This is a genomic window from Candidatus Hoaglandella endobia (assembly GCF_900044015.1).
Taxonomy (GTDB): Bacteria; Pseudomonadota; Gammaproteobacteria; order Enterobacterales; family Enterobacteriaceae; genus Hoaglandella; species Hoaglandella endobia.
Genome location: NZ_LN999835.1, coordinates 237,073 through 261,237, shown reverse-complemented (window position 1 = coordinate 261,237; position 24,165 = coordinate 237,073). Strand labels below are relative to the sequence as shown.

The 24,165-nt window shown below is 44.5% G+C and carries 20 protein-coding genes, 1 tRNA gene, 1 other RNA gene and 2 pseudogenes; 14 read left to right on the top strand and 10 right to left on the bottom strand.

What is annotated here, in order from left to right; genetic code table 11:
• Positions 1-164 precede the first annotated feature (164 nt).
• From A4A70_RS02930 to mlaA, 3 genes are all read right to left on the bottom strand, one after another.
• Positions 165-308, bottom strand: coding sequence for a hypothetical protein (locus tag A4A70_RS02930; protein WP_158648192.1), 144 nt, complete (start codon positions 306-308; stop codon positions 165-167).
• 262 nt (positions 309-570) lie between these two features.
• Positions 571-1,053: a phosphohistidine phosphatase SixA gene (sixA, locus tag A4A70_RS01280; RefSeq protein ID WP_067568277.1), complete on the bottom strand. Its 483-nt coding sequence runs from the start codon at positions 1,051-1,053 to the stop codon at positions 571-573.
• Between the two features lie 244 nt (positions 1,054-1,297).
• The gene (mlaA, locus tag A4A70_RS01275) at positions 1,298-2,056 is read right to left on the bottom strand and encodes a phospholipid-binding lipoprotein MlaA (protein WP_067567754.1); all 759 of its coding nucleotides are present in this window, start codon (positions 2,054-2,056) and stop codon (positions 1,298-1,300) included.
• A gap of 203 nt (positions 2,057-2,259) precedes the next feature.
• On the opposite strand from mlaA, the gene A4A70_RS01270 reads away from it, so the two are divergent.
• Both A4A70_RS01270 and A4A70_RS01265 read left to right on the top strand, forming a co-directional pair.
• Positions 2,260-2,331: transfer RNA gene (locus A4A70_RS01270), tRNA-Arg, on the top strand.
• 469 nt (positions 2,332-2,800) lie between these two features.
• Complete coding sequence (locus A4A70_RS01265; protein ID WP_067568275.1) at positions 2,801-3,475, top strand: DedA family protein; 675 nt, start codon at positions 2,801-2,803, stop codon at positions 3,473-3,475.
• 158 nt (positions 3,476-3,633) lie between these two features.
• Here the strand turns inward: A4A70_RS01265 and rnpB are convergent.
• An RNA gene (rnpB, locus tag A4A70_RS01260) (RNase P RNA component class A) lies at positions 3,634-4,000 on the bottom strand.
• Between the two features lie 559 nt (positions 4,001-4,559).
• On the opposite strand from rnpB, the gene A4A70_RS01255 reads away from it, so the two are divergent.
• The 4 genes from A4A70_RS01255 to A4A70_RS01245 all read left to right on the top strand — a co-directional run bounded on the left by A4A70_RS01255 (position 4,560) and on the right by A4A70_RS01245 (position 7,914).
• Positions 4,560-6,290 carry a penicillin-binding protein activator gene (locus A4A70_RS01255; protein ID WP_070097371.1) on the top strand — a complete coding sequence of 577 codons (1,731 nt, stop codon included), beginning with the start codon at positions 4,560-4,562 and terminating at the stop codon, positions 6,288-6,290.
• A complete protein-coding gene (locus A4A70_RS02925; RefSeq protein ID WP_158648191.1) occupies positions 6,291-6,434 on the top strand; it encodes a hypothetical protein in 144 nt (47 codons plus the stop codon).
• Positions 6,435-6,523: 89 nt separating this feature from the next.
• Positions 6,524-7,102, top strand: coding sequence for a division/outer membrane stress-associated lipid-binding lipoprotein (gene dolP / locus A4A70_RS01250; RefSeq protein ID WP_067567752.1), 579 nt, complete (start codon positions 6,524-6,526; stop codon positions 7,100-7,102).
• 68 nt (positions 7,103-7,170) lie between these two features.
• On the top strand, positions 7,171-7,914 hold the full coding sequence (locus A4A70_RS01245) for a type 2 GTP cyclohydrolase I (protein WP_067567750.1): 744 nt from the start codon (positions 7,171-7,173) through the stop codon (positions 7,912-7,914).
• Between the two features lie 309 nt (positions 7,915-8,223).
• Here A4A70_RS01245 and A4A70_RS01240 read toward each other — a convergent pair whose 3' ends face one another.
• Positions 8,224-9,504, bottom strand: coding sequence for a citrate synthase (locus tag A4A70_RS01240; RefSeq protein WP_067567748.1), 1,281 nt, complete (start codon positions 9,502-9,504; stop codon positions 8,224-8,226).
• 959 nt (positions 9,505-10,463) lie between these two features.
• Between A4A70_RS01240 and sucC the strand changes: the two genes are divergently transcribed.
• The 7 genes and pseudogenes from sucC (at position 10,464) to pal (ending at position 16,439) form a co-directional block, all read left to right on the top strand.
• Positions 10,464-11,630: an ADP-forming succinate--CoA ligase subunit beta gene (gene sucC, locus A4A70_RS01235; RefSeq protein ID WP_067567746.1), complete on the top strand. Its 1,167-nt coding sequence runs from the start codon at positions 10,464-10,466 to the stop codon at positions 11,628-11,630.
• A complete protein-coding gene (gene sucD, locus A4A70_RS01230; RefSeq protein WP_067567744.1) occupies positions 11,630-12,502 on the top strand; it encodes a succinate--CoA ligase subunit alpha in 873 nt (290 codons plus the stop codon). The genes sucC and sucD overlap by 1 nt, the downstream gene beginning before the upstream one ends.
• Before the next feature lie 106 nt (positions 12,503-12,608).
• Positions 12,609-14,162, top strand: coding sequence for a cytochrome ubiquinol oxidase subunit I (gene cydA, locus A4A70_RS01225; protein WP_067567742.1), 1,554 nt, complete (start codon positions 12,609-12,611; stop codon positions 14,160-14,162).
• A 30-nt stretch (positions 14,163-14,192) separates the two neighbouring features.
• Positions 14,193-15,332, top strand: a complete 1,140-nt coding sequence (cydB, locus tag A4A70_RS01220) for a cytochrome d ubiquinol oxidase subunit II (RefSeq protein WP_067567740.1) — start codon at positions 14,193-14,195, stop codon at positions 15,330-15,332.
• Between the two features lie 27 nt (positions 15,333-15,359).
• On the top strand, positions 15,360-15,485 hold the full coding sequence (gene cydX, locus A4A70_RS01215) for a cytochrome bd-I oxidase subunit CydX (protein WP_067567738.1): 126 nt from the start codon (positions 15,360-15,362) through the stop codon (positions 15,483-15,485).
• 270 nt (positions 15,486-15,755) lie between these two features.
• Positions 15,756-15,845 (top strand): annotated as a pseudogene (locus tag A4A70_RS02975) (hypothetical protein); the annotation flags it as partial.
• A gap of 75 nt (positions 15,846-15,920) precedes the next feature.
• The gene (gene pal, locus A4A70_RS01210) at positions 15,921-16,439 is read left to right on the top strand and encodes a peptidoglycan-associated lipoprotein Pal (protein ID WP_067567736.1); all 519 of its coding nucleotides are present in this window, start codon (positions 15,921-15,923) and stop codon (positions 16,437-16,439) included.
• Between the two features lie 197 nt (positions 16,440-16,636).
• Here the strand turns inward: pal and A4A70_RS01205 are convergent, their stop codons facing one another.
• From A4A70_RS01205 to trxB, 5 genes are all read right to left on the bottom strand, one after another.
• Positions 16,637-17,545 carry a lysine exporter LysO family protein gene (locus A4A70_RS01205; RefSeq protein ID WP_067567734.1) on the bottom strand — a complete coding sequence of 303 codons (909 nt, stop codon included), beginning with the start codon at positions 17,543-17,545 and terminating at the stop codon, positions 16,637-16,639.
• Positions 17,546-17,954: 409 nt separating this feature from the next.
• Positions 17,955-18,173, bottom strand: a complete 219-nt coding sequence (gene infA / locus A4A70_RS01200) for a translation initiation factor IF-1 (protein WP_067567732.1) — start codon at positions 18,171-18,173, stop codon at positions 17,955-17,957.
• A gap of 312 nt (positions 18,174-18,485) precedes the next feature.
• Positions 18,486-20,228, bottom strand: a complete 1,743-nt coding sequence (gene cydC / locus A4A70_RS01195) for a heme ABC transporter ATP-binding protein/permease CydC (protein WP_067567730.1) — start codon at positions 20,226-20,228, stop codon at positions 18,486-18,488.
• A gap of 2 nt (positions 20,229-20,230) precedes the next feature.
• On the bottom strand, positions 20,231-21,994 hold the full coding sequence (cydD, locus tag A4A70_RS01190) for a heme ABC transporter permease/ATP-binding protein CydD (RefSeq protein ID WP_067568271.1): 1,764 nt from the start codon (positions 21,992-21,994) through the stop codon (positions 20,231-20,233).
• 332 nt (positions 21,995-22,326) lie between these two features.
• Positions 22,327-23,295 carry a thioredoxin-disulfide reductase gene (gene trxB / locus A4A70_RS01185; RefSeq protein ID WP_067567728.1) on the bottom strand — a complete coding sequence of 323 codons (969 nt, stop codon included), beginning with the start codon at positions 23,293-23,295 and terminating at the stop codon, positions 22,327-22,329.
• Positions 23,296-23,544: 249 nt separating this feature from the next.
• Between trxB and A4A70_RS02860 the strand changes: the two are divergent.
• A pseudogene (locus A4A70_RS02860) lies at positions 23,545-24,097 on the top strand (DNA translocase FtsK 4TM domain-containing protein); the annotation flags it as partial.
• Between the last annotated feature and the right edge of the window lie 68 nt (positions 24,098-24,165).

The following is a 24,165-nucleotide window of genomic DNA, read 5'->3' as shown; positions in this document are numbered from 1 at the left end:
AATAATGATAAGTGTTATCGCTGACAGCTAGAGCATATATAATAACTTCTAATGAAGAACTAGTAGTAAAGTAAAAAAATAACCTTTAAAATACCTATTTATTTCAGGGCATAAATCAAATGCATAATTTTATCGTTCAGGCGCTAAGGCGGTAGTTTACCGTCCTACTTTGGACCATGGATACTATGTGCTCTATCTTGGCTATCAAGGTTTTGAGACTCATCGGTGCATGGGCTAGCTAGTTTGGCCTCAAGTTGAGCGAATAAAGATTCGCTCAGGCTGATAGGTAGATTCATTTTTTCGACCACGACCCTTCTTATAGTATGCCGAAACCTGCGTACCTGCCTCTCATCTCATACTATTGCGCTCGATACCCTAGCTATCGTGTCGATAGCATTGCGCCGGTAGTGACGCTTACAACACCTTAATCTATAATCTATCCGGTTCGTACCGTTTGCTTCATATAGCGGCGCTACGGCATGGTCGCTTACTATTGAGATCTTGCTGTAACTTATTGTCTTTTCTGTCAGCGCGAACATTATTTCGACTGTCGATGCAGCCAGCGGCCATTCAAACTTGAGATAAAAGCTGTGGCCCTACCTGCCAGCACAGCTGGCCATTACCGCTAAAAGCGTCTAAATAGACGCAAGCTACGGATGCAGTAGCGAACATCGGTGGTTGCTTATGGCATAAATCTGCTACTAGATACCCCACCACCGGTAGGTGAGAGACTACCAATACCTGGTTTAAGCCTTTATTAGCTAGTGCCTGGAGATAATAGCATACCAGCTTAGCATTCCCAGCCGGCATTAGTTCCAGTAATACTTCATGCTTGTCCGGTAGCACCAAATTCTTCTGCAGGCAATCAAGCGTCTGTCTAGCACGCAGATAAGGACTGACTAATACCTGCTCGATTTTGGCAACCTGGCCACTAAGCCAGCACGCCATTAGCCTGGATTCATTACGACCCCGATCGGACAAGGAGCGTTCCGTATCATCACTACTTGTGATATTAGCAATAGCATCGCCATGCCGCATAATTAAAACTTGCATAAGGCACCGTTGTTGTAGGGATAACATACGCCAGAAGGCTGTGAAAATCTGCTCCATAAATGGTACAGCAGCACTGCATCACAACTTGTATCTGGCTAAAATGCTTTGTACTAATAATACTCCGCTTTGGGAGCGCTCATCTACTTTTAAATACGATGCACTCGCTACTTGAAAAGATATTTGGAAAATTAACTTCATGAAAGGCATTTCATGCCTAGCGTGCGATTATTACTTATATTACTTATTACATGTCTATAGATTGTAAATCTCCCTTAATATCCTCAGCAGCATTGAGGGTTTTCTGTAGCGGCAATACGCCATCGCTAATGAGGAATTCATGTCGTTGGAAATAAGCAGTGCGTATCATTGAATAAGGATCTTTCGAGTTGCGCAGCAGACCGTCGGAGTCTAACAGTTGAGCGCGGGTTTCTAGCCCCTCTAGTACCCACTTACTGATAGACATCCACCAAGTCAGATAGCTCAACATCGGGTAGAGATCGTCTACCAGACCTCCCACATTTTCACGTGGAGTAAAACTACCGTAACCAGGCAATTGAAGATAAGTACCATAGCCTACACCGTAATTACCTAATATACTACCAAAACGCCGTGATTCCTCTTTCGCTAACTTCGCATTAGCCATCGAAGCAACATCAATCAACCCCCCCATACCTAGTAACGTATTAAGGAAAAAGCGGTTAAAATGGACCATCGCTTTGTAGGACTTACCTTCGAGCAAGTAGTTGACCATCGTTGCTGGCTCTTCCAAGTTGGTAAAAAAGTTGCTCAAACCGTTACGTAACGGTTTGAGCGCATAATCCCGCCACACTAACGCCGCTGGCCGAACTATATAGGGGTCTAATACGTTATAATTGAAGTCAAACATGCTGCGGTTAAATCCTTCTAAAGGATCACACTGTCCTTGGTCGTCCTGATTGTGATTACTTATGCATCCTATAAGAAGGACGCTGGCAAAAGCCACACCTGACAGGCGAAAATTCATTATCAAGCTCCATTATAAATTTTTATGCCCCCGCCAAGTAAGCAGCTAATTAATCTTGATTATTCCTTAATCATTCCCGATAACATGGTTATGTCGCGCTTTCGACTAAAATATAGATGATGTTTATCATGAATTGAGTAAATATGTTAACTATTATTGATTTATTTGCCTCAATAGGCTATAAATATTCTTTTATGTGAATAGTCTCCGTAGTTAAATGGATATAACAAGCCTCTCCTAAGGGCTAGTTACAGGTTCAATTCCTGTCGGGGACACCCTTAAACTGGTTAATAAATTTAGCTAATTAAATACCAATAGACTTCTTAACTTGTTGTAGTTCCTAAAATAATTTTAAATTATCTATTTACACTGATAATGATTACTCACAATGTTGCATGAGTTCCAAACTCATGCAACATTGTGAGTAATCATGTTTGTTAATTAAAACATAGCTCTCTTCTAAAACTACTATCTAACATTACTCTATCGTAGTAGTTACTGCTACTAATATTAGATATTAGCCATACTAATAAGCCCGACGCTGAATAAGTAATAAAATATCCTGGTCAGCGAAGATTAGGAACTACGATTAGGAACTACAGCGAACAGGTGATATTTAGCACTGCTATACAATTTTCCGCGTCCAAACCATTTATATGCAGCAGCTGCTGTAAGCTGCATGACGCACCGTTCTTAATAATTAAGAATGATATTGAGAATTATATAATGCTTAAAATAGCTTTAATGAACATATTTAAAGAGCTGTTGCATGCTCTTTGGCAACAAGATTTTAAAACACTTTCAGATCTTCGCCTGGTCTGGACTATTTATTTAGTGGTGTTTTTCATCTTATTTTTCGAAAATAGCTTATTACCTACAGCCTTTTTACCTGGCGATAGTTTACTGATATTACTAGGCATGTTAATCGCTAAAGGTACGCTGAATTTCTCTCTTGTGCTCTTGCTACTAACCGTAGCTGCTAGCCTAGGCAGTTGGGTTAGCTACCTACAAGGTAAATGGTTGAAAAACAACCGTTGGGTGAAAAGATGGCTGGAACACTTGCCTGCGCATTATCACCAGCAGGCTTTTAAAATGTTTCACCGCCACGGGCTCTCGGCACTGCTTATCGGCCGGTTCATCGCTTTTGTCCGTACGCTGTTGCCGACAATTGTCGGGCTATCAGATCTAAAAAATTTACGATTTCACTTTTTTAATTGGATTAGCGCTTTTTTATGGGTGTTTATTTTAACACTATTAGGTTTTAGCCTAGGCAAAATGCCGTTGCTTCAGCGTTACGAAGAGGAGGTTATGCTCTGTGTTATGCTGCTGCCGTTAGCGCTTCTGACTATTGGGCTTATCAGTTCGCTAGTGATGGTTTGGCGTCGCAAACAGTACTATGATATAAACAATGAACGATAAGCTATTTATCCATTTATCCATATAAACACTATATACACACTCAAATAATAGAAGCTGAAAAATTTTAATCACTTATTAATATTGCCTATTAGGCGCTAACCTAATCATAACGCTCTATCTAACTAGTAGTTAGTAGAGTAGTAAGCACAAAAAGAAAATAGTGGAGTTGACCGTTAAGCCGGGTTCTGTCGTGGACAGTCATTCATCTAGGCCATCGCTCGCGCAATGGCTCAAGCAGCCTACCCGAGTTCAGTACGGGCCGTACCATGTGAACCTCTATTTAGCCTTGCTCCAGGTGGAGTTTACCATGCCACAAACTGTTCCCAGCTGCGCGGTGCGCTTTTACCGCACCCTTTCACCCTTACCTGATCCCACTAGTTCGGGCCATCGGCGGTTTGCTTTCTGTTGCACTAGTCGTGGGTTTGCACCCCCCAGGAATTACCTGGCACCCTGCCCTATGGAGCCCGGACTTTCCTCCCCTACGCTTCTTTTATCTAGCGAAGCGGCGACTGTCTAGTCAACTCCACGGGGAGTGTAAACACTTTTCTAGCTATTGTCACCTACTCTTTAGAAATGTAGTTTGTTTATCAAACAGCGTTTAGCGTTAGCGTGCGTGTCTCTGACGCTACGCCAAAACCTGCAGTTAATTATTATCCTGCTCTTTACGTTTCTTCGTTAGCAAATTTTCTTAACAGGAACGATCAGAGAGTAAACCGGCTTGATTATGCCAGTATCGAAAACTAGTGTGCTACTTTAGCTTTACTTTATTATACTTACAGTAGTGTGTTGTGGCGAGAAAGAGAAGCCCACTTTTTCTGTTTATCAGCTTAGTCGTATAGCGCGAATAGATTGTACCGGGATGAAGGTTATGTTTTAAAGTAAAGTCAGTACCACATCATAAGTTGATACAGAACTATCAGTTAGTTAATGTATAATTTATTGTCTCATCCGTATGATCGATGATCAATCGGTAATATCGGCCATTTTAAAACAGATCAATAAATACAGTATGCTGTTCTCTTATATAAGATGTCTTAAAAAAAGAAGACGCGCTAGTTACGTCCTACTTATTACATTAATCCTAATGGCCTGTACAGGCCCGGGTCCAGAAAGTCAGAAAGTACTGCCTACTCCTGAAATAACTGCCGCCGCTCTGCAGCAAGTCGATAAAGCCTGTCTTGACGAGGAACAACGCCTGCGCTATAGTCAAATAATAAATGCTGGCCAAAGTAAGCCTTCGCTGGATTTAGTACGTGCTTATATTAGCCAAGAGCAACTGCTTAAAAAAGAAGGTGTTACACACCAGAAAAATATCGATAAAACTTGGCAAACCTTGCTGTTACTGCCGATCAAACAAAAAAACATCAGAATAAACTCTGATGAGAATGTGTTACAGGGCTGGCTTGAGTTGCTTCGTTTGTATTTAAATAATCGTCAAGATCCCAACCTTTTGCAGACAGCAATCAAAGACTGGCAAAAAGCTCATTATCCGCAAAACCCAGCGGCGAAAACGCTGCCAACCCCGCTTAGCCAGATACAAAATTATCAGACATTGTCTGTAGGAAACATCGCTATGCTGCTGCCGTTAAGTGGACATGAAAAAGTGTTCACAAATGCCATTAAACAGGGTTTTATATCAGCGCAGGAGGGCATAAACTCCCTGCTAAACAGGCCAGCTCATGGCGCCGATGCCGCAGGTAACAATCTACTAAATAGCGGTATGCCGGTGACTAGTGTGAATACCAACAGTATGGAAACAGCTCCCGTGACTGGAGGGCAGGCTATGGTCGCCTGCTGCACTGCCAACCAATTGCCCGTAACACTAGCCGACAGAAATGTGCAAGTCAAGGTTTATGACACTACCAGCCAGACGATTCCAGCCATCCTCACGCTGGCAAAAAAGAACGGTGCGCGCATGATTATTGGGCCGCTGTTAAAAAATGAGGTTGAGCAGTTATACAACGCGGACACTGCGCTCGTCGATAAGCTTAATATTCTGGCGCTTAATCAGCCCGATCATCCTGAAAAACTACAACCACGGCCTAACATCTGTTACTTCGCTCTTGCGCCAGAAGATGAGGCACGCGACGCTGCTAACCATATTCATCAGCATGGCAGGCAGCAGCCGTTATTACTGCTACCACGCGGCAATCTTGGTGATCGGGTAGCGAAAGCGTTCACTGATGCCTGGCATCAAGCTGGAGGCAGCACGGTGTTAGCACAGCGCATTGGGTCAACTAACGAACTCAAGCAGAGTATCAACAGCGGCGCCGGAATTCAATTAACCGGCCTGCCGGTTACTGGCAGTATGCCAGTCACTATAACTGGTCGGACTACTCCTAATGACGGTTCAGTCTCTTCTTCAGGCAGAGCTGAAGGTAAGATTGATGCAGTGTATATCATCGCTACGCCAGATGAGTTGGCGCTCATTAAACCAATGATCGATATGAATAGTGCACACGCAAGCCTTGCTTTATACGCTAGTTCGCGTAGCTATGCCGATGCCGGACCCGATTACCGTTTGGAGATGGAAGGACTGGAATTTAGTGAGATACCGTTACTAACGGGCACTCATCCAGCGCTACTGGCGCAGATCAGCGCTCAGTGCCGCGGCAATTATTTATTGGTGCGTTTGTACGCCATGGGAATTGATGCCTGGATTATAGCCAATAACTTCAGCGAAATGCGCCAAATTCCAGGCTTTCAGGTAGAAGGCCAAACTGGCACACTATCAGCAGCTACGCCGAATTGCGTGATCAATCGGAAGTTATCATGGTTGAAATACCAGCAAGGTCAATTGATAGCGGCTCAGTAATTGAATAATCGCGGCGGTGAGCGTGGTCAGAAAGAAGGAAGGCGCCTTATCGAGCGCCCAAGGCTGCTGGCATGGAATGCTGATCGTTGTAATAACAGCGATCACCAACGTTCGCCAGAACGGAGATGTCTTATTAGCTATTAACTAGAATATGAATTCGGCGAGCTAGCCGGCTTTTCTTATCTTATTAATCTTATTACAGCGCGCGTATCCAGGAGATGCAAAGGAGCCAGATGAAGGTTAATACGCTATTATTACTTATGTACACTACTGTTCTGATGCTACAAGGATGCGTCGGTGCAGTGGTTGTCGGCACCACTGTGGTCGTAACTAAAACTGCTACCGATCCACGCACTGTCGGCATGCAGGTAGATGATAGTATTCTCAAAATGAAGGTGGCAAACGCTTTGGCTAAAGATCAACAATTGAAAAAAGATGCGCGCATCGTCAACACAGTCTATCAAGGAAAAGTATTGCTGACCGGCCAGGCCCCTACCCCTGAACTAGCAGAGCGCGCCAAGCTGATTGCTCTGGGTATCGATGGAACGATAGAAGTGTATAATGAAATCCGCCAGGGCCAGCCGTTATCATTAGGACGCAGATACAGGGATATCTGGCTAACCATTAAGATCCTTTTACAACTATTGGCTAGCGATGAGGTCAAGTTTTCTAACATAAAAGTCACTACGGAAAACGGTGAAGTATTTCTGCTGGGTCTTGTCACTAAAGCCGAAGGTAAAGCCATGACCGAACTAACCAGTAAAGTTATTGGCGTGAAACACGTTATTATCGCTTTTACTTACCAGCAATAGAATTTACCTATTGATGAGGCATCTAAAGTACAAAGTGCCAAATAAACTTTGACGAGAAAAACTACAAAATGCGGAATACAGAACTTGAATATATTATTAATCAGAAACTTAATAGCAGTGAGATACAAGACTATGTGCCTAACGGCCTGCAAGTAGAAGGGAGACATGAGGTCCGGCGCATTATAACCGGAGTTACGGCCTGTCAAGCAATATTAGATAGCGCGCTGACTCATGGCGCAGATGCGATAATAGTCCACCACGGCTATTTTTGGAAAAATGAATTGGCGGTGATTAGAGGGATCAAACGTCAGCGGTTAAAAACTTTACTATCTCACGATATAAATCTTTACGCTTGGCACCTGCCGCTGGACGCTCATCCTGAGCTAGGTAATAATGCCCAGCTCGCGTCTGCGCTGGCTATTCAGGTGACAGGCGTGCTGGAGCCGCTAATAACTCAGGGCGAACTTGATATTCCCCTGAGCGCAGACGCTCTGCAAAAGCGCCTCGAACAAAAGCTGGGGCGTAGTGTTATTCATTGTGGCGACAACGCCCCAGCGCAAATTAAACGGCTAGCTTGGTGTTGTGGTGGAGGACAGAGATTCATTGAGCTGGCAGCTGAGGCCGGAATGGACGCTTTTATTAGCGGAGAAATTTCGGAACAAACTAGCCACGCTGCGCGTGAATGGGGATTGCATTTTTATGCTGCTGGACATCATGCCACCGAGCGTGGCGGTATACGCGCACTCGGCGAGTGGCTTGCAAAACAATATGATTTAGATGTTAATTTTATTGATATTCCTAATCCAGCCTGACAGATCTGGGCTATCATTCTGATTAATAGCAGAGAATAAATATAGATTTGATAGAGCGGCTAGTTGTTGATACTCGCCCCCTAATACTAGGGGGTAGATAAGCCCCCACTTGTTATTAGGCTGCTTTACCAGTTCGGATTTAATCCAACAGTTATTGGAGCATGTCTGCATGACGCTGCGTGAATTAATGGAATCACACGTACTATATCGTTTTTTCTTTCCTTGGGAAGAAAAAACGAAACTTTAGCGCTAGAGTTCTAGCTTAGATAGAACTACACCAAAAATAACCTGACTAGTTACAGGGCGGTATTACTTAATTTGACTATGAAAATTTCGCTGAGCATAACCAGTATAAAGCTGACGCGGTCGAGCTATCTTCAGACCGTCGTCATGCATTTCTTTCCAGTGCGCTATCCAGCCTACTGTACGGGCTATGGCAAAAATCACCGGGAACATGTTCGATGGAATCCCCATAGACTTTAATATTATGCCTGAGTAAAAATCCACGTTAGGATACAGTTTACGTTCGATAAAATAAGGATCACACAGTACGATATGCTCAAGTTCCATGGCCACTACAAGTAGTTTATCCGATAGCTTCAGCTCTTTTAAAACCTCCTGACAGGTTTCACGCAGGATGGTAGCACGTGGATCATAATTTTTATACACTCGGTGGCCGAATCCCATCAGACGGAAAGAATCATTCTTATCCTTGGCCCGTTTGATAAAACGGGGGATATCCTCTCCCTTATTAATCTCTTCAAGCATGTTTAGACATGCCTCATTTGCTCCGCCGTGAGCGCTCCCCCACAGCGCAGTGATACCAGCTGCAATACAGGCAAAAGGATTAGCTCCCGATGAGCCAGCAGTGCGTACGGTAGATGTGGAGGCATTCTGCTCATGATCGGCATGCAAAATAAGAATGCGGTCCATGGCACGTTCCAGTACTGGGTTAATCTCATAATGTTCGCACGGTGTTGCGAACATCATGTTAAGCAAATTACCAGCATAAGACAGCTTATTTTGCGGGTAGATAAAAGGTTGGCCGAGGGAGTATTTATAGCACATTGCGGCTAAAGTCGGCATTTTAGATAGCAGGCGAAACGCAGCTATTTCACGGTGGCGCGCGACGTTAACGTCTAGCGCATCATGATAAAACGCCGCCAGCGCGCCGGTAAATCCGCCCATAATTGCCATGGGATGAGAATCGCGGCTGAAACCTTGTAACATGCGGGTAATCTGCTCATGAATTATAGTATGGCTCGTGACGATGGAGCGAAACTCTTCAAACTGTTCACTTGTAGGGGCTTCGCTATTCAGCAGGATATAGCAGACTTCTAGATAGTTAGACTCCAGTGCCAGTTGCTCGATAGGAAAACCACGATATAGCAGAATACCTTGATTGCCGTCGATATAAGTGATTTTAGATTTACAGGAGGCGGTAGAAGTAAAGCCAGGATCGAAGGTGAAATATCCCTGGCTTCCTAGCCAGCGAATATCAATTTCTTTTTCACCCATGGTGCCTATTAATATATCCATTTCGATAGGCGACTGGTTCTCAGGAATAAAAGTTACTTTACTTTCAGCCATTATCTTCTCCTTAGAAGATTTCTAAGATTAGAATATAGGGATATAAATGAAAGGGATACCTTGATTACATAATATTTACTAATAATTTTATCTGGGACGAATGGGCCTTGTGATCTGAAGAAGTTAAAGCTTATTTAATTGTTAATATGTAACAAATAGAGTTATTTGTAAGCAAAAAAACATCATCAACATGTTACGTTATGTATGTATATATCACTAAGACTAGTAAGTATATAGAAATAAACTATTTGTATCGTTATTGTACTGTACAAGATCAAATTATATATCTTAATAATAAATAGATATTAATACATGCACAAATCCTCGACACAGGAAGAGGTAGTCATACCCTTTAACCACAATATCGTGCATGTGCAACTGCTATCCCATCTTTATGGCTGGCTATGGCTATAGTTGCTGTCACGCAACATAATCATCATTATGCTACCCCCACTTCTGCTCGTATAGAATGGAACATTATCTCCAAACTATAGATGTGCGCCGTCCGCTAATAGCTATGTTGCCTAAATAGCTAGATAAGCAACGCAAGTTGAAAGCCTACATTGACGGCGAAGATATGGTGTATCACAATTATTTTTACATAAGTATCTCGGTGTCCATACCGTAGTTCCTTATGAGCCTAATTATAGCATAATAGCTATAGCTATTATGCTAGGCATAGCTAATTTCTAGTTTCATTTTATAGATTAGCCAGTAAATTAATTGCCTATACAAGGTCGTTAAGGCAAGCAACGTTCTTGTCCTTGACTCATCTAGGGCCAATAATCAGTGATCTGATCTTCATGGTGACATTAAAAGAGATACTGGAAGACCAAACATCGCCTGTTACGATGATATATACTATAATATAGTGCGTAATGGCTGCGTTCAGTTACTAGTGCCTTAGCCAGCAGGCACAACCTGGCGCTGATGATCCCAACCAACATGGAAGTAATATCATGAATTTACATGAATATCAAGCGAAACAGCTCCTTGCTCGATATGGTCTGCCCACTCCTACAGGATATGCTTGCACTACGCTGCGTGAAGTAGAAGAGTCCGCCTCGAAAATTGGCGCTAGCCCTTGGGTAGTAAAATGTCAGGTACACGCTGGCGGTCGCGGTAAATCCGGGGGCGTAAAGATCGTAAAATCTAAAGAAGAGCTCCAAGCTTTTGCCGAGCAGTGGCTGGGTAAACGTTTAGTTACTTACCAAACTGACGCTATGGGACAACCTGTCAATCAGATTTTGGTAGAGGCAGCTACCGATATCGCTAAGGAGCTTTATTTAGGTGCGGTCATTGATCGTAGTAAGCGCCAGGTGGTGTTCATAGCTTCTACTGAAGGCGGCATAGAAATTGAGAAGGTGGCAGAAGAAACACCGCATCTTCTTCATAAGTCGGCGCTGGATCCACTGACAGGTCCACAACCTTATCAGGGCCGTGATCTAGCTTTTAAACTAGGCCTAAGTGGCAAACAGGTAAGCCAGTTTAGTAAAATCTTTATGGGATTGGCGAAGCTATTCCTGGAGCGTGATTTGACTATGGTGGAAATCAATCCGTTAGTCATTACTGGTGATGGCTCTCTGATTTGCCTAGACAGTAAATTGAGTGCTGATAGCAATGCGCTGTTTCGGCAGCCTGAATTGCGTAAAATGCGTGATTACAGCCAGGAAGATGAACGCGAAGTGCATGCTACTCAGTGGAAATTTAATTATGTGGCTCTGGAAGGAAATATCGGTTGTATGGTCAATGGAGCCGGGTTGGCGATGGGCACCATGGACATCGTTAAACTGCACGGCGGAGAACCGGCTAATTTCCTAGATGTAGGCGGTAGTGCTACCAAAGAACGTGTGACCGAAGCGTTCAAAATTATTCTATCCGATAAAAAAGTAAAAGCGGTGCTAGTAAATATTTTTGGCGGTATAGTTCGCTGCGATTTGATCGCTGAAGGTATCATAGGCGCGGTATCCAAGGTCGGAGTTAACGTTCCAGTCGTGGTCCGACTGGAAGGTAATAATGCCGAGCTGGGGGCCAATAGTTTAGCTGATAGCGGCTTAAATATTATTGCTGCTAAAAGTCTGACCGACGCAGCACAACAAGTTGTCGCCATGGTGGAGAGTAAGTAATGTCTATTTTGATCAATAAAAACACTAAAGTCATCTGCCAGGGTTTTACCGGCAGCCAGGGTACCTTCCATTCTGAACAGGCAATGGCCTACGGCACTAAGATAGTCGGCGGCGTCACCCCCGGGAAAGGCGGTACGAAGCATCTAGGTTTGCCGGTTTTTAATACTATGAGCGAAGCGGTAGACAAAACCGGTGCAATGGCATCGGTAATCTACGTGCCAGCGCAGTTTGGCAAAGACTCTATACTAGAAGCAATCGACGCTGGTATTAAGCTGATTATCTGCATTACCGAAGGTATTCCAACGTTGGATATGCTCAACGTAACAGCCAAGCTTGAGCAGAGTAAGACGCGCATGATCGGCCCAAATTGCCCGGGCGTTATTACGCCCGGAGAGTGCAAAATAGGTATTATGCCGGGCTACATCCACCAGCCAGGAAGTGTAGGTATCATTTCGCGTTCTGGTACTCTGACCTATGAAGCGGTCAAGCAAACCACGGATAACGGTCTAGGACAGTCTAGCTGCGTAGGCATTGGCGGTGACCCCATCTCTGGCTCAAGCTTTATCGATATGTTAAAACTTTTTGAGGAGGATCCGCATACTGAGGCGATCATTATGATCGGTGAGATTGGCGGCACCGCGGAAGAAGAAGCCGCTGCTTATATCAAGGATCATGTTTCTAAGTTAGTTGTTGGCTATATCGCTGGTGTCACGGCGCCGAAGGGAAAACGTATGGGACATGCCGGCGCGATTGTCGCTGGTGGTAAGGGTACTGCAGAAGCAAAATTTGCTGCACTAGAGGCTGCTGGAGTTAAAACCGTGCGTAGCCTATCAGCTATTGGTGATGCGCTTAAAAGTAGATTACCAAACTAAGCCAATTGATTGTCAATCCTGGCTTAGCCAAGCAGTTAACCTAAGCGATGGATAACCATAACAGCATATGTAAGATCCTTACTTTCGAGTAGCAAGGAGAGTTATCATGTTTGATGTTGTAGAACTATCACGATTACAGTTTGCTTTAACAGCAATGTATCATTTTTTATTTGTGCCGCTGACACTTGGTATGGCTTTTTTGCTAGCCATCATGGAAACAGTATATGTTCTCTCAGGGAAACAAATTTATAAGGATATGACCAAGTTTTGGGGTAAATTATTTGCCATCAACTTCGCCCTCGGCGTAGCAACTGGTCTCACTATGGAGTTTCAATTCGGTACTAACTGGTCATATTTTTCTCTCTATGTTGGCGATATCTTCGGGGCACCGCTGGCTATTGAAGGTTTAATGGCCTTCTTCCTCGAATCCACCTTTGTAGGTCTATTCTTATTGGGCTGGGATCGCCTGAATAAAATCCAACATATGGCTGTCACCTGGCTAGTTGCGCTTGGTTCTAACCTTTCTGCACTGTGGATTTTGGTCGCCAACGGCTGGATGCAAAACCCAATTGCATCGGATTTCAATTATGAAACCATGCGCATGGAAATGGTTCGTTTCACTGATCTAGTATTAAATCCAGTGGCGCAAGTAAAATTTGTGCATACCGTAGCTGCAGGATACTGTACTGGCGCGATGTTCGTGCTCGGTATCAGCTCTTATTATTTGCTTAAAGGTCGCGATATCGCATTCGCTAAGCGTTCTTTTGCTATTGCCGCCTCCTTTGGTATAGCAGCGGTGCTGTCGGTTATCGTTTTGGGGGATGAATCCGGTTATGAAATTGGCGATGTGCAAAGAACAAAACTGGCTGCTATTGAGGCTGAATGGAACACCGAGCCTGCACCAGCTTCATTGACTTTATTTGGACTACCCAACCAAGAAAATCAGACCAATTATTTCGCGGTACGTATCCCTTATGCGCTAGGGATCATAGCCACCCGTTCTACCGATCGTCAGGTAATCGGTCTGAAAGACTTGATGACACAGCACGAAGTGCGCATCCGCAACGGCATGAAGGCCTACAGTCTGCTGCAGCAGTTACGCAGAGGTAGTACTGATCAGTTAGTGCGCGAAGCGTTCAATAACAACAGGCAGGATCTTGGATACGGGCTGTTGCTTCAACGTCACACTGATAATATCGTTCAGGCAAACGAGCAGCAAATTCAACAGGCAACTTACGATTCAATTCCGCGAGTAGCACCACTGTATTTCTCTTTCCGTATTATGGTGGGCTGCGGTATGTTAATGTTACTGCTGATTGTTGCCTGTTTCTGGACAGTAGTGCAGAACCGCATTGGTCAGCCTCGCTGGCTACATCGTGCTATGCTTTATGCGATTCCGTTGCCATGGATCGCTATTGAGTCAGGCTGGTTTATCGCCGAATACGGCCGGCAACCTTGGGCAATTGGTGAAATATTACCGACGTCTATTGCTAACTCGATCCTGACTGCCGGCGATATTCTATTTTCAATGGGGCTAATTTGCAGTTTATACACGCTATTTTTAGTAGCGGAGATGTATTTGATGTTTAAATTCGCGCGCCTAGGGCCGAGTAGCCTAAAAACTGGTAAATACCATTTTGAGCAAGTTACTGTTCAGTGAGCACAAATAGTAAGATTGGAGCGATTGACCATGTTTGATTACGAGGTATTACGTGTTATTTGGTGGGTACTGATAGGCGTGCTGCTCATCGGTTTCGCTGTTACCGACGGGTTTGATATGGGCGTTGGTATGCTGATGCTTCTGTTCGGGCGCAACAATGTTGAGCGAAGAGTCATGATAAACACTATAGCGCCGCACTGGGATGGTAACCAAGTTTGGCTTATTACTGCGGGCGGAGCTTTATTCGCTGCTTGGCCGATGGTTTATGCTGCGGTGTTTTCTGGATTTTATATCGCTATGATTATAGTGTTGGCTTCGCTGCTTTTCCGTCCGGTTGGGTTTGACTATCGTTCGAAAATTGAGGATGTCCGCTGGCGGCGTATGTGGGACTGGGGTATATTTATCGGCAGTTTTTGTTCACCTATAATCATAGGGGTTACCTTTGGTAACCTCCTGCAAGGCGTACCGTTTCATGTAGATGAATATTTGCGCCTTTATTACACCGGTAATTTTTTTCAATTGTTGAATCCATTCGGCCTGTTAGCTGGCACTGTCAGCTTGTCAATGTTCCTGATGCAGGGAGGCGCTTACCTGCAAATGCGTACCGACGACCAGTTGCAGGTACGTATGCGCAACATTACACAGATTACTGCGCTAGTTACCACACTGACTTTCCTATTAGCTGTAATTTGGGTCGTTAACGGCATAGATGGCTTTACTGTGATCTCAATCATCGATCGAAACGCAGAATCTAATCTATTGCATAAAGAGGTAGCGCATCGGGCCGGGGCCTGGATGGTCAACTATCATGCTCACCCAAGACTGGGTCTTATACCGGCTTTGGGGGTCTTATTTCCGTTATTAACTTTTTTCTTTAGTCGCACAGGCCGCAACGCTTTGTCGTTCATTTTCTCTTCGCTAACATTGACCTGCGTGATTCTTACTGTAGGTATCACGATGTTCCCGTTTATTATGCCGTCAAACAAGATGCCAAATGCTAGCTTGACAATTTGGGATGCTACCTCAAGTATCGGTACTCTGAAAGTAATGACGGTAATCGCTATTACGCTTATGCCGATCGTGTTGCTTTACACAAGCTGGTGCTATTATAAAATGTTTGGTCGCATCACCAAAGAGCATATTGAACAAAACACCCATTCACTGTACTAACCCTAAAACAAGGAAAGGAAATTAACTATGTGGTATTTTGCCTGGATTTTAGGAACTATGCTAGCTTGCACTGGGGGTATTATTAGTGCGCTTACCATTGATTTTTTTGAAGATACCACGGTGGTAAACTCTGCAGTTACAGAGCAGCGCTGAGTTAATAACAGTGGGCCCGGCACTTTATGGCACCTTACGAAATACTGCGTTAGCATAATCTAGTCACTACCATAGAGTAAGATGGTTGCTCAGCAAGCTCTGCTTGATTGTTTATTGATGTATAGTTAATTGTAGATGGGATACAAACTAAAACATGATGATATCATATCAATTAATCAATACCTCCGGTAACACTAATCTAAACCTAACCTAGATGTAATGGACTTAGACACTAGTAACATACATCAGTACATCAGTTAACCAATTGATGATGCGGACGTTAGTTATAACGGTAAGTTCATGATTATATTCAGCAAAAATAACGGTGTTCAGCATATTGCTAAACTTAATCTGGTAACATAACCTGTCAAGATATTAACGAACACGTTTGTACAGGTTAAATTTTCTGTAATGCATGTATAAAAGGAATATGAGATGCAATTAAATAACGTGGTTAAAGGTTTGATGTTAGTAGTTACGGTAATAGCGATTACCGCATGTAGTTTTCACAAAAACAATTATGAAGAATCTTCTATTACTGCCGGTTCTGGCACTAGTAGTATAGACCTGACAAGTAATAATGTATCGTCTGATAAGCAGGCTAGTCTGCAGATACAGGAGCTTCAGCGCAACAATATTGTTTACTTTGATTTAGATAAATCCGTAATTAGATCAGAATTCTCTCAACTGTTGGATGCTCATGCCAATTTTCTACGCAGTAACCTATCTGATAAAAAAGTAACTATTGAAGGACATGCGGATGAACGTGGTACTCCAGAATATAACATCGCCCTGGGCGAACGCCGCGCCAACGCTGTGAAAATGTATCTTCAGGGTAAAGGTATTTCTGCCGAGCAGATTGCTATCATCTCTTACGGTAAAGATAAACCAGCTGTCCTGGGTCAGGATGAAATCACTTATGCCAAAAACCGTCGTGCCATCTTGGTATATTAATATACTTTTATGTTGCGGTAGAAGACCTGTTTATTTAACTGGATAGCCTCTTATTATTATTGGCTCGTAACTACAAGCAGGGTAAAAAGAACAACGCACCGGATGCCTTATGTAAGGTTGACGTTATTTTGCAGAAAAAAGCTAAAAAGCTAAAGCGCGCGCAGTTTATCAGCAGGTTTTTAATATGCCAATAAAGACTAGCCGCTAAGATGAAATGAAAAAATGCCGATTAGTACGGGAGCTAGTACACTGAGTAAAAAACCTTGCACGATTGCGGCTGGTAGTACTTCTATACCACCGCTACGCTGCAATACTGGTAGGGTGGAATCCATCGAGGTAGCGCCGCATAATCCTAGTGCTGTATTGTGCGACCGCCGCATCAGTAGTGGAATCAGTATAATAGCCAGCAGCTCACGTAGCAAATCGTTGAAAAAAGCGGTACTGCCGATCACAGTGCCGAATGCCTCGGTCATCAGTATACCTGATAGCGAATACCAGCCATAAGCAGAAGCTAGGGCTAGCCCGGTCGCAAGCGGTAAACCGAGCAGTAATGCAGCCATTGCTCCCCCGGCTAAAGCGCTTATCGCCACTATCAGTGTTAGTAGTAATCCGCGGCGATTGAGAATAATCTGTCTGAGCTTCATCTCGCTATTGCGCAACTGGACCCCTACCAGACACAGCAGTAGGATAAGTAGTAGTTCACTGGCCTGAGTAGCCAGGTTCAAGCAGGACCAATGAGACAGGCCTAGTATAAAGCCAGCTACTACCATGAAGCATAATTTCAGCGAATCAAGCACCATCCCCCAGCGGGAAAAATAAGAAAGTGTATGCGAGCCTCGCCAAGGTAAGACGGTTTCCAACAGTGATAGGGCTAATAAGTTCATTGATAAAATACACAAGGCACTGACGGTACTATAAACCCCGATACGCAGCAGGTTACTGGCGAGGTTGGGCAGAAAGGCTAGGCTAATGCCCATTAAAAAAAGAATAACATATACTATGGCGCTCAGGGCGAGGTTGATTGTTCGTTGCCAGCATAACGGCGTGCGTGGTAACATATAACCAGCAAGGAGTGGAATAAGAATCAGTAACAGACTGATATACATAAACAAGTTATTCCCTTTGAATGGAACAGAACTTTTACAAAAAAAATTAGTGAAAAATACGATTACTGTCGACAACTAGAAATAACTAATAGCTGCCTGCATTTGACCTGTAGCGCTAGTGGCAAGCTAGCAATTGGTGGTGCGACAACTGGTTATGACTAGTTGCTTATTGCTTATATACCCTAAATACCGCAGCGATGGCAATTTAAAAAGTTTTAAAGCGTTTCGCCGGTATCATCATACACAACATATATCGCGCTATGGAGTACGTCTTCGTGCTGGTAGGTAGCCCTTAAGTTTACAAACCATCACAAAGTTAAGTAGCGGTGTAGCTATTACTCAGCACTAGACATAAAAAATATCTATTACTTGATAAGTATCACAGAAGACATCTAATAGCTAAAAAAAATTAACGGCTGCGGAAGACAATACGACCTTTACTTAAGTCATATGGAGTTAGCTCAACGGTAACTTTATCGCCCGTCAGGATGCGGATGTAATTTTTGCGTATTTTACCAGAAATATGTGCGGTAACCATATAGCCGTTTTCTAATTCCACTCGAAATATAGTATTAGGTAGCGTATCTAATACGGTACCTTGCATTTCAATATTGTCTTCTTTAGCCATCGAATCCTCTAATAAGTAAAACTACAGCTGGGATGCCTGCCTATAGCGAGCTGAATTTCAGTTATAGGCTTTTTGTATTTTGGTTATTTTGTACCCTTGCGTATAGGCGTCAAGCGCCTAAGGCGTTTGATAAAACTCCTTACCCAAGGATGAGTCGAACACCATAGGCGGCTAGTCTTACCAAAATAATAACCGCTTATTAGCAAAGCAGCTAAAGACTTCTGCAGATATTACAACCAAAAACTAGCAGACTGTTTGCTTAGTTTGCAAGTATTATAAGAAAAAATATCTGTCGGTGGTAATTACTGCTATCTAGGATAGCCTATTCCTCTCTAGGAGAGGCCGATAATAATGATAATAGCGCCCGCGCTGTGCCATAAGAGCCGTATGGCTACCTTGTTCAACAAAAGTACCGCGATCCATAATATAGATGCGATCTAACCGTTCCAATCCTCGTAACCGATGTGTCACGATAATCACCGTGCTACGGTGAGCCATAGTCGCCAGAAGATGAAGTATTTGCTTTTCGGTTACAGCGTCTAGTCCCTCAGTAGGCTCATCAAGCAGCAACAGCGGAGCGGCTTGCAGTAAGGCACGAGCAATGCCTATTCGGCGCTGTTCGCCTCCAGAAAGCTGTCGGCCGCCTTCTCCCAGCCAGACGTTCAGTCCTTCCCCCTCAAATAATTTTTCTAGTCCTACTTGCTTAAGTACTGCACATAACCGAGCATCATCGGCGGCTGATCGCGCCAGGCTAAGATTATCGCGTAGGGTAGCGCTAAAAATATGCACGCGCTGAGGAACTACAGCGGTCATAGCACGTAATGCACTTTCGCCCCATTGCGGGAGGGGGACCCCGTTAAACGTAATTTCCCCTATTTGCGGATCCCAGGCGCGAGTCAGTAATTGTAATAGCGTTGATTTTCCGCTACCGGTATGGCCAAGGATGGCAATATGCTCGCCGGCGGCAACTGTCAGCGATAAGCCGTTTAGAGCCGGCGCCGCCGGTTGCTGATAGTAAAACCAGACGTTACTGACGCATAGCATGACGCTTGCAGCTGGTGCTGGACCTTCAGTGGGGAACTTTACTGCCGGCGGCTGTTTTATTAGACTACTCAGCCGTATAGCTGAGGAGATAACCTGCCCCAAATGTTGAAAAGCACTCGCTACTGGCACCAGAGCCTCGAATGCTGCCATGGTGGTGAAGACAAACAGTGCTATCAACGTGCCTGGATGACTATTGTCGCCCCTGCTATCGGCGGCTAGCCATAGAACAAGTGTCAAGGTCAGACCAGTAAGTACCGTAAGTATGCATTGTGCGCCGGTGGTTAGTTCTACCTGCCGACGTTGATACTGTTGCCAGCGCTGTTCTGTTATATCTAACCGGTGGCGGTAAATTTTAGCGGCACCGTAAATAGTTAATTCTGCATTGCCGGTCAGCCAAGTATTAAGCTGAAGGCGATAATCGGCGCGTAGCGCGGTTAGCGCTTCGCCTATTTGTTTACCAATGCGATAAAATAGCGAAGGCATCAACGCTAATATAAGCAGCATAACAGTAAAAAGCGTTAAACCCAGCCGTGTATCCATCACGTATAAGCCAGCGCTTACGGTAAGCGTTACCACTACAGCACCTAAAAGCGGTGATAATATCCGTAAGTAAAGATGATCTAGCGTATCTACATCTTTTACCAGACAGTCTAAAAGTTCTGCTTGACGGAAACGTGCCATACCTCCCGGAGAAAGAGGAAGAATACGGCTAAAAGTATAAAGCCGCAGCTGTTGCAGTATGCGGAACGTAGCGTCATGGCTGATTACTCGCTCCGCCCAGCGGGCGGCAGTACGGGTAATTGCTGCGCCGCGCACACCAACAGCGGGTAATATGTAATTAAAACTATAAAGTCCGGCTGCGCCTGCCAGCGCCGAGCTAGCAAGAAACCACCCGGAAAGAGCCAACAGTCCGATACTGGCCAGTAACGTGACGATAGACATAAGAATGCCAAGGAAGATTTGTCCACCGTAGCAGCGATAAAGGGCCAAATAGGGCAGCAATGCACGCATGATTAGAGCTCCTTTGTTCTAGAATCAATTAGTTCATTCAGCGGACCATCGCGTGTTACTAGCTCAGTGTAACCGCCCTGCTGCATCAGTTTACCGTCGCGCATGACCCATACAATATCAAAATCCGTGATTGCCTGCAGCTGATGTGTCACCAGCAGTGTGGTCTGGCGGCGTGAAGCACTATCCAGCGCCTGCCTCATCAGCCGCTCGCTAAGAGCATCCAGACTGGCAGTTGGCTCGTCGAGTAATAGTAGGCAGGGGGCGCGAATCAACGCGCGTGCCAACACAATCCGCTGTGCCTGACCCACCGACAGGTTGCTGGCGTCTTCGCCGACTAGGCTATCTAGCCCCTCTGGCAAAACATCAACAAATTCTGCTACATATGCATCAGTAACCGCTTGCATTAGCCGAGATTGATCAGCATCTGGGGCACCAAGCAAAATATTATCACGCACGGTTGTCGCCGACAGCACTGGATTCTGGCTAACCCAGCTTAATCGCTCACGCCAAAGAGTTGGCGACAGCGCGCGCAGCTCATTGCCGTTAATTTTCAGCGAGCCACGGTATGGCAGAAATCCAAGTAGCACGCTTAGCAGAGAACTTTTACCCGCACCACTAGTGCCGACGATAGCAACTCGCTGGCCTGCGTCGACCGAAAAGTTCAATGGTCCAGCAAGCGTAATGCCGTCCGGCGTTAATACACATAAATCACTGGCCTGTAGTTTCACCGGCCCGGCGATAGTAGTTTCGTTCCTGGCAGCCAAGCAGTTAGCTTCATGTTCTAAAAATTCGATCAAGGATTCTGCCGCGCCTACCGCCTGGGCTTTAGCGTGATAAAAAGTGCCTAGATCACGCAGTGGCTGAAAAAATTCTGGTGCTAAAATCAGGACCATAAAGCCGGCAAAGAGCGTGACGCCCATGCTGTAGCTGCCAAAATGCAAGTCATCTAGATAGGAGAAGCCAAAATATACCGCCGCAACGGCAATAGAGATCGAGGCGAAGAACTCCAGCACGCTGGAGGATAAAAAAGCCAGCCGTAAAACCTCCATTGTGCGAAACCTAAATTCTTCGGTAGAATTACGGATATTTTCTTTTTCTATGTCGGCGCGAAAGAAGAGCCTTAAGGTTTCCAGCCCGCGGAGGCGGTCGAGAAAATAACCGGACAGCCGCGCTAAAGCTAGAAAGTTGCGCCTATTGGCTTCTGCGGCGCCCATACCGACCAGCGCCATAAACAATGGAATTAATGGTGCTGTCAAAAATAGAATAAGGCCAGCGGCCCAGTTAATTAAAAACACGACAACGAGGATCATCAGTGGTACCAATACTGCTAGATATATTTGCGGCAAATAACGCGCGTAGAATACGTGTAGATCCTCTACTTGCTCAATCAGCATACTACTCCAACTGCCGGCTGTTTTGCTACTTATCCAGGCTGGCCCAAGAAACTCCAAGCGATTCAGTACTTGAGCGCGGATCTGGCGGCGTAGTATACTGCCAGTAATAAAACCTACCTGTTCCCGGGCGTAATTGACCAGTGCCCGCAGCAAAAACGACACCGCTAGTGCACTAAATTCGCCAGTCAGGCGGGTACTAGGCGTATGATCCACGATGAGCGCCTGCAGTAACCAGGCTAATATCCAGGCCTGTGCAACGATAATCAAGGCGCTGCCTAATCCCAATAGGATTGCAAAGATAAGCCAGCGTTGTACACACTTACTTTGTAATTTTAGCCAGCGTACTAAAACTTGTTGTCTATTCTTAGACATTGAATTTTCATTTTTCATTGAGACAGCTAGTCATTAATAATTATTTTGATAGAGCAGTGAGCTTCAAGGCAGGGGCGGCACGATGTTACGTGTGCAGAGTTTATAGGTAGACTCTTTAAGAGTCTTAAAAGTAGAAAGCTGCAGCACAGCGGGGATGAATACCTTGCTCGGATAGATCCGGTTGCGTTCAGTATTTGTACGCAATCTCATTGATGAGAGAGTTTATTTAGTTTCTTGTGCTTCCTAGGTAGGTAAGAAGCAAACAAATCCCGCGCGGCCCTACTATTATCCTATTACAATAACCAGCCGGCAGCAAACATTGGTTCGAAGATTTATAGATGACCGGCCTGCGCCAGCATCCAGTCGAGATAGCGTTCAGCATCCAGCGCAGCCATACAGCCGGTGCCAGCTGAAGTGATAGCCTGGCGGTAATTATTATCCATCACGTCGCCAGCTGCGAACACACCGGAAATAGAGGTAGCGGTCGCGTTACCGTTTATCCCGGACTTCACACGGATATAACCGTGTTGTAACGCCAGCTGATCGCCGAAAATAGCAGTATTAGGGCTATGGCCGATAGCAATAAACACGCCTGTGACTGCTAGTTCGTAAGTAGAGCCGATAATGTTCTGCAGGCGCACGCCGTTAACGCTAATTTTATCGCCTAAAACTTCCTGTAAGGTACAGTTGGTATGTAAAATGATATTGCTGTTATTAACTTTATTCATCAGTCGATCGATCAGAATTTTTTCTGAACGGAACGTGTCTCGCCGATGAATTAAATGAACTTCTGCGGCAATATTGGCTAGGTACAGCGCTTCTTCCACGGCGGTATTGCCGCCGCCGACTACCGCAACTTTCTGGTTGCGGTAAAAAAAACCATCGCAGGTGGCACAGGCGGAGACACCTTTCCCTTTATAGGCTTCTTCTGAAGGCAGGCCGAGATAGCGCGCGGAAGCGCCGGTTGCAATGATAAGAGCATCGCAGGTATATTCGCCACTGTCTCCGGTCAAACGGAATGGTCGATTGTGCAGATTGACGCTGGTAATATGGTCATATACAATTTCCGTGTTGAACTTGACAGCATGCAAGTACATACGTTCCATTAATAATGGGCCAGTCAGACCATCTGGATCTCCAGGCCAGTTTTCCACCTCAGTAGTGGTGGAAAGCTGGCCGCCTTGCTCCACACCAGTGAGCAAAACCGGATTCAGGTTGGCACGCGCGGCATATACCGCGGCAGTATAACCAGCCGGCCCTGAACCTAATATAAGTAACTTACTGTTTTTTACAGTAGACATATTTTCCTTTATAAGTAAATTACTAGCTTATAAAAAAACATAAATTATATATAAAGCATATAAAATTAGTTAACTATTTTAGTTCTTTTAATGCTAATAAATTTTAGAGCTTAAGTAGGTGCCTATATTTCATTAATATTTGTACGTTGGTTAAAGAAAAATCATAATAACTTATAATTTTTTTTGAACCAAGAATATAAAGCTAATATTACAGTTAACAAACTCATCAGCAGCTTGTTCCTAAAGTAGGTGCTGGTAGTGGTGGTTATTTTGGCGTTTTTTTTAATAGTTACGCTGATCAGTTTCAGCCCTTTTGATTTGATCCTAGCTGGTCACAGACCACTTGGCATGCTCCTATCAATAATTTAGGAGGTTGGTTAGGAGCGTGACTTGCTGACATACTGCTCATAACTTTCGGATTGCTGGCCTATGCGCTTCCGCCACTTATACTTTTTCTTTGCTGGCTAGCCTTTACTCAGCTAGCCAGGAGTAATTGCGTAGATTATTTTGACCTATCATTACGGCTTATAGGTAGTTGAACGCTGCTCACTTCATGCGGCCTAGCTGCATTCAACTTTGACAATCTGTACTATTTTGCTTCCGGTGGAATGATCGGTATTTTGTTGAGCATATTCTGCCTTGGTTCAATCGTGTTGGTGCCACCTTGTTGTTGCTAGGCGTTTGGTCCGCTGGGTTGACGCTGTTCACAGGTTGTTCATGGATAACAATTGCCGAGAAAATAGGCGCCTTATTTTTTAGCTGTATAATTTTTGTATTTCAAAGCAGCCGTCATGACAATAAGAATTTGACGGGCGGCTAACTAGTATTAATAGCCTCCTATCTGAGTAAAATATCCTATTCTGGCTTCTC

Coding starts and splice junctions, on each gene's coding strand:
- cydA (WP_067567742.1), top strand. CDS start 12,609: ATGTTTGATGTTGTAGAACTATCACGATTACAGTTTGCTTTAACAGCA.
- cydB (WP_067567740.1), top strand. CDS start 14,193: ATGTTTGATTACGAGGTATTACGTGTTATTTGGTGGGTACTGATAGGC.
- sixA (WP_067568277.1), bottom strand. CDS start 1,053: ATGCAAGTTTTAATTATGCGGCATGGCGATGCTATTGCTAATATCACA.
- mlaA (WP_067567754.1), bottom strand. CDS start 2,056: ATGAATTTTCGCCTGTCAGGTGTGGCTTTTGCCAGCGTCCTTCTTATA.
- dolP (WP_067567752.1), top strand. CDS start 6,524: ATGAAGGTTAATACGCTATTATTACTTATGTACACTACTGTTCTGATG.
- cydX (WP_067567738.1), top strand. CDS start 15,360: ATGTGGTATTTTGCCTGGATTTTAGGAACTATGCTAGCTTGCACTGGG.
- infA (WP_067567732.1), bottom strand. CDS start 18,173: ATGGCTAAAGAAGACAATATTGAAATGCAAGGTACCGTATTAGATACG.
- sucD (WP_067567744.1), top strand. CDS start 11,630: ATGTCTATTTTGATCAATAAAAACACTAAAGTCATCTGCCAGGGTTTT.
- A4A70_RS01245 (WP_067567750.1), top strand. CDS start 7,171: ATGCGGAATACAGAACTTGAATATATTATTAATCAGAAACTTAATAGC.
- A4A70_RS01255 (WP_070097371.1), top strand. CDS start 4,560: ATGGCCTGTACAGGCCCGGGTCCAGAAAGTCAGAAAGTACTGCCTACT.
- A4A70_RS01240 (WP_067567748.1), bottom strand. CDS start 9,504: ATGGCTGAAAGTAAAGTAACTTTTATTCCTGAGAACCAGTCGCCTATC.
- trxB (WP_067567728.1), bottom strand. CDS start 23,295: ATGTCTACTGTAAAAAACAGTAAGTTACTTATATTAGGTTCAGGGCCG.
- cydC (WP_067567730.1), bottom strand. CDS start 20,228: ATGCGTGCATTGCTGCCCTATTTGGCCCTTTATCGCTGCTACGGTGGA.
- pal (WP_067567736.1), top strand. CDS start 15,921: ATGCAATTAAATAACGTGGTTAAAGGTTTGATGTTAGTAGTTACGGTA.
- sucC (WP_067567746.1), top strand. CDS start 10,464: ATGAATTTACATGAATATCAAGCGAAACAGCTCCTTGCTCGATATGGT.
- cydD (WP_067568271.1), bottom strand. CDS start 21,994: ATGTCTAAGAATAGACAACAAGTTTTAGTACGCTGGCTAAAATTACAA.
- A4A70_RS01265 (WP_067568275.1), top strand. CDS start 2,801: ATGAACATATTTAAAGAGCTGTTGCATGCTCTTTGGCAACAAGATTTT.
- A4A70_RS01205 (WP_067567734.1), bottom strand. CDS start 17,545: ATGTATATCAGTCTGTTACTGATTCTTATTCCACTCCTTGCTGGTTAT.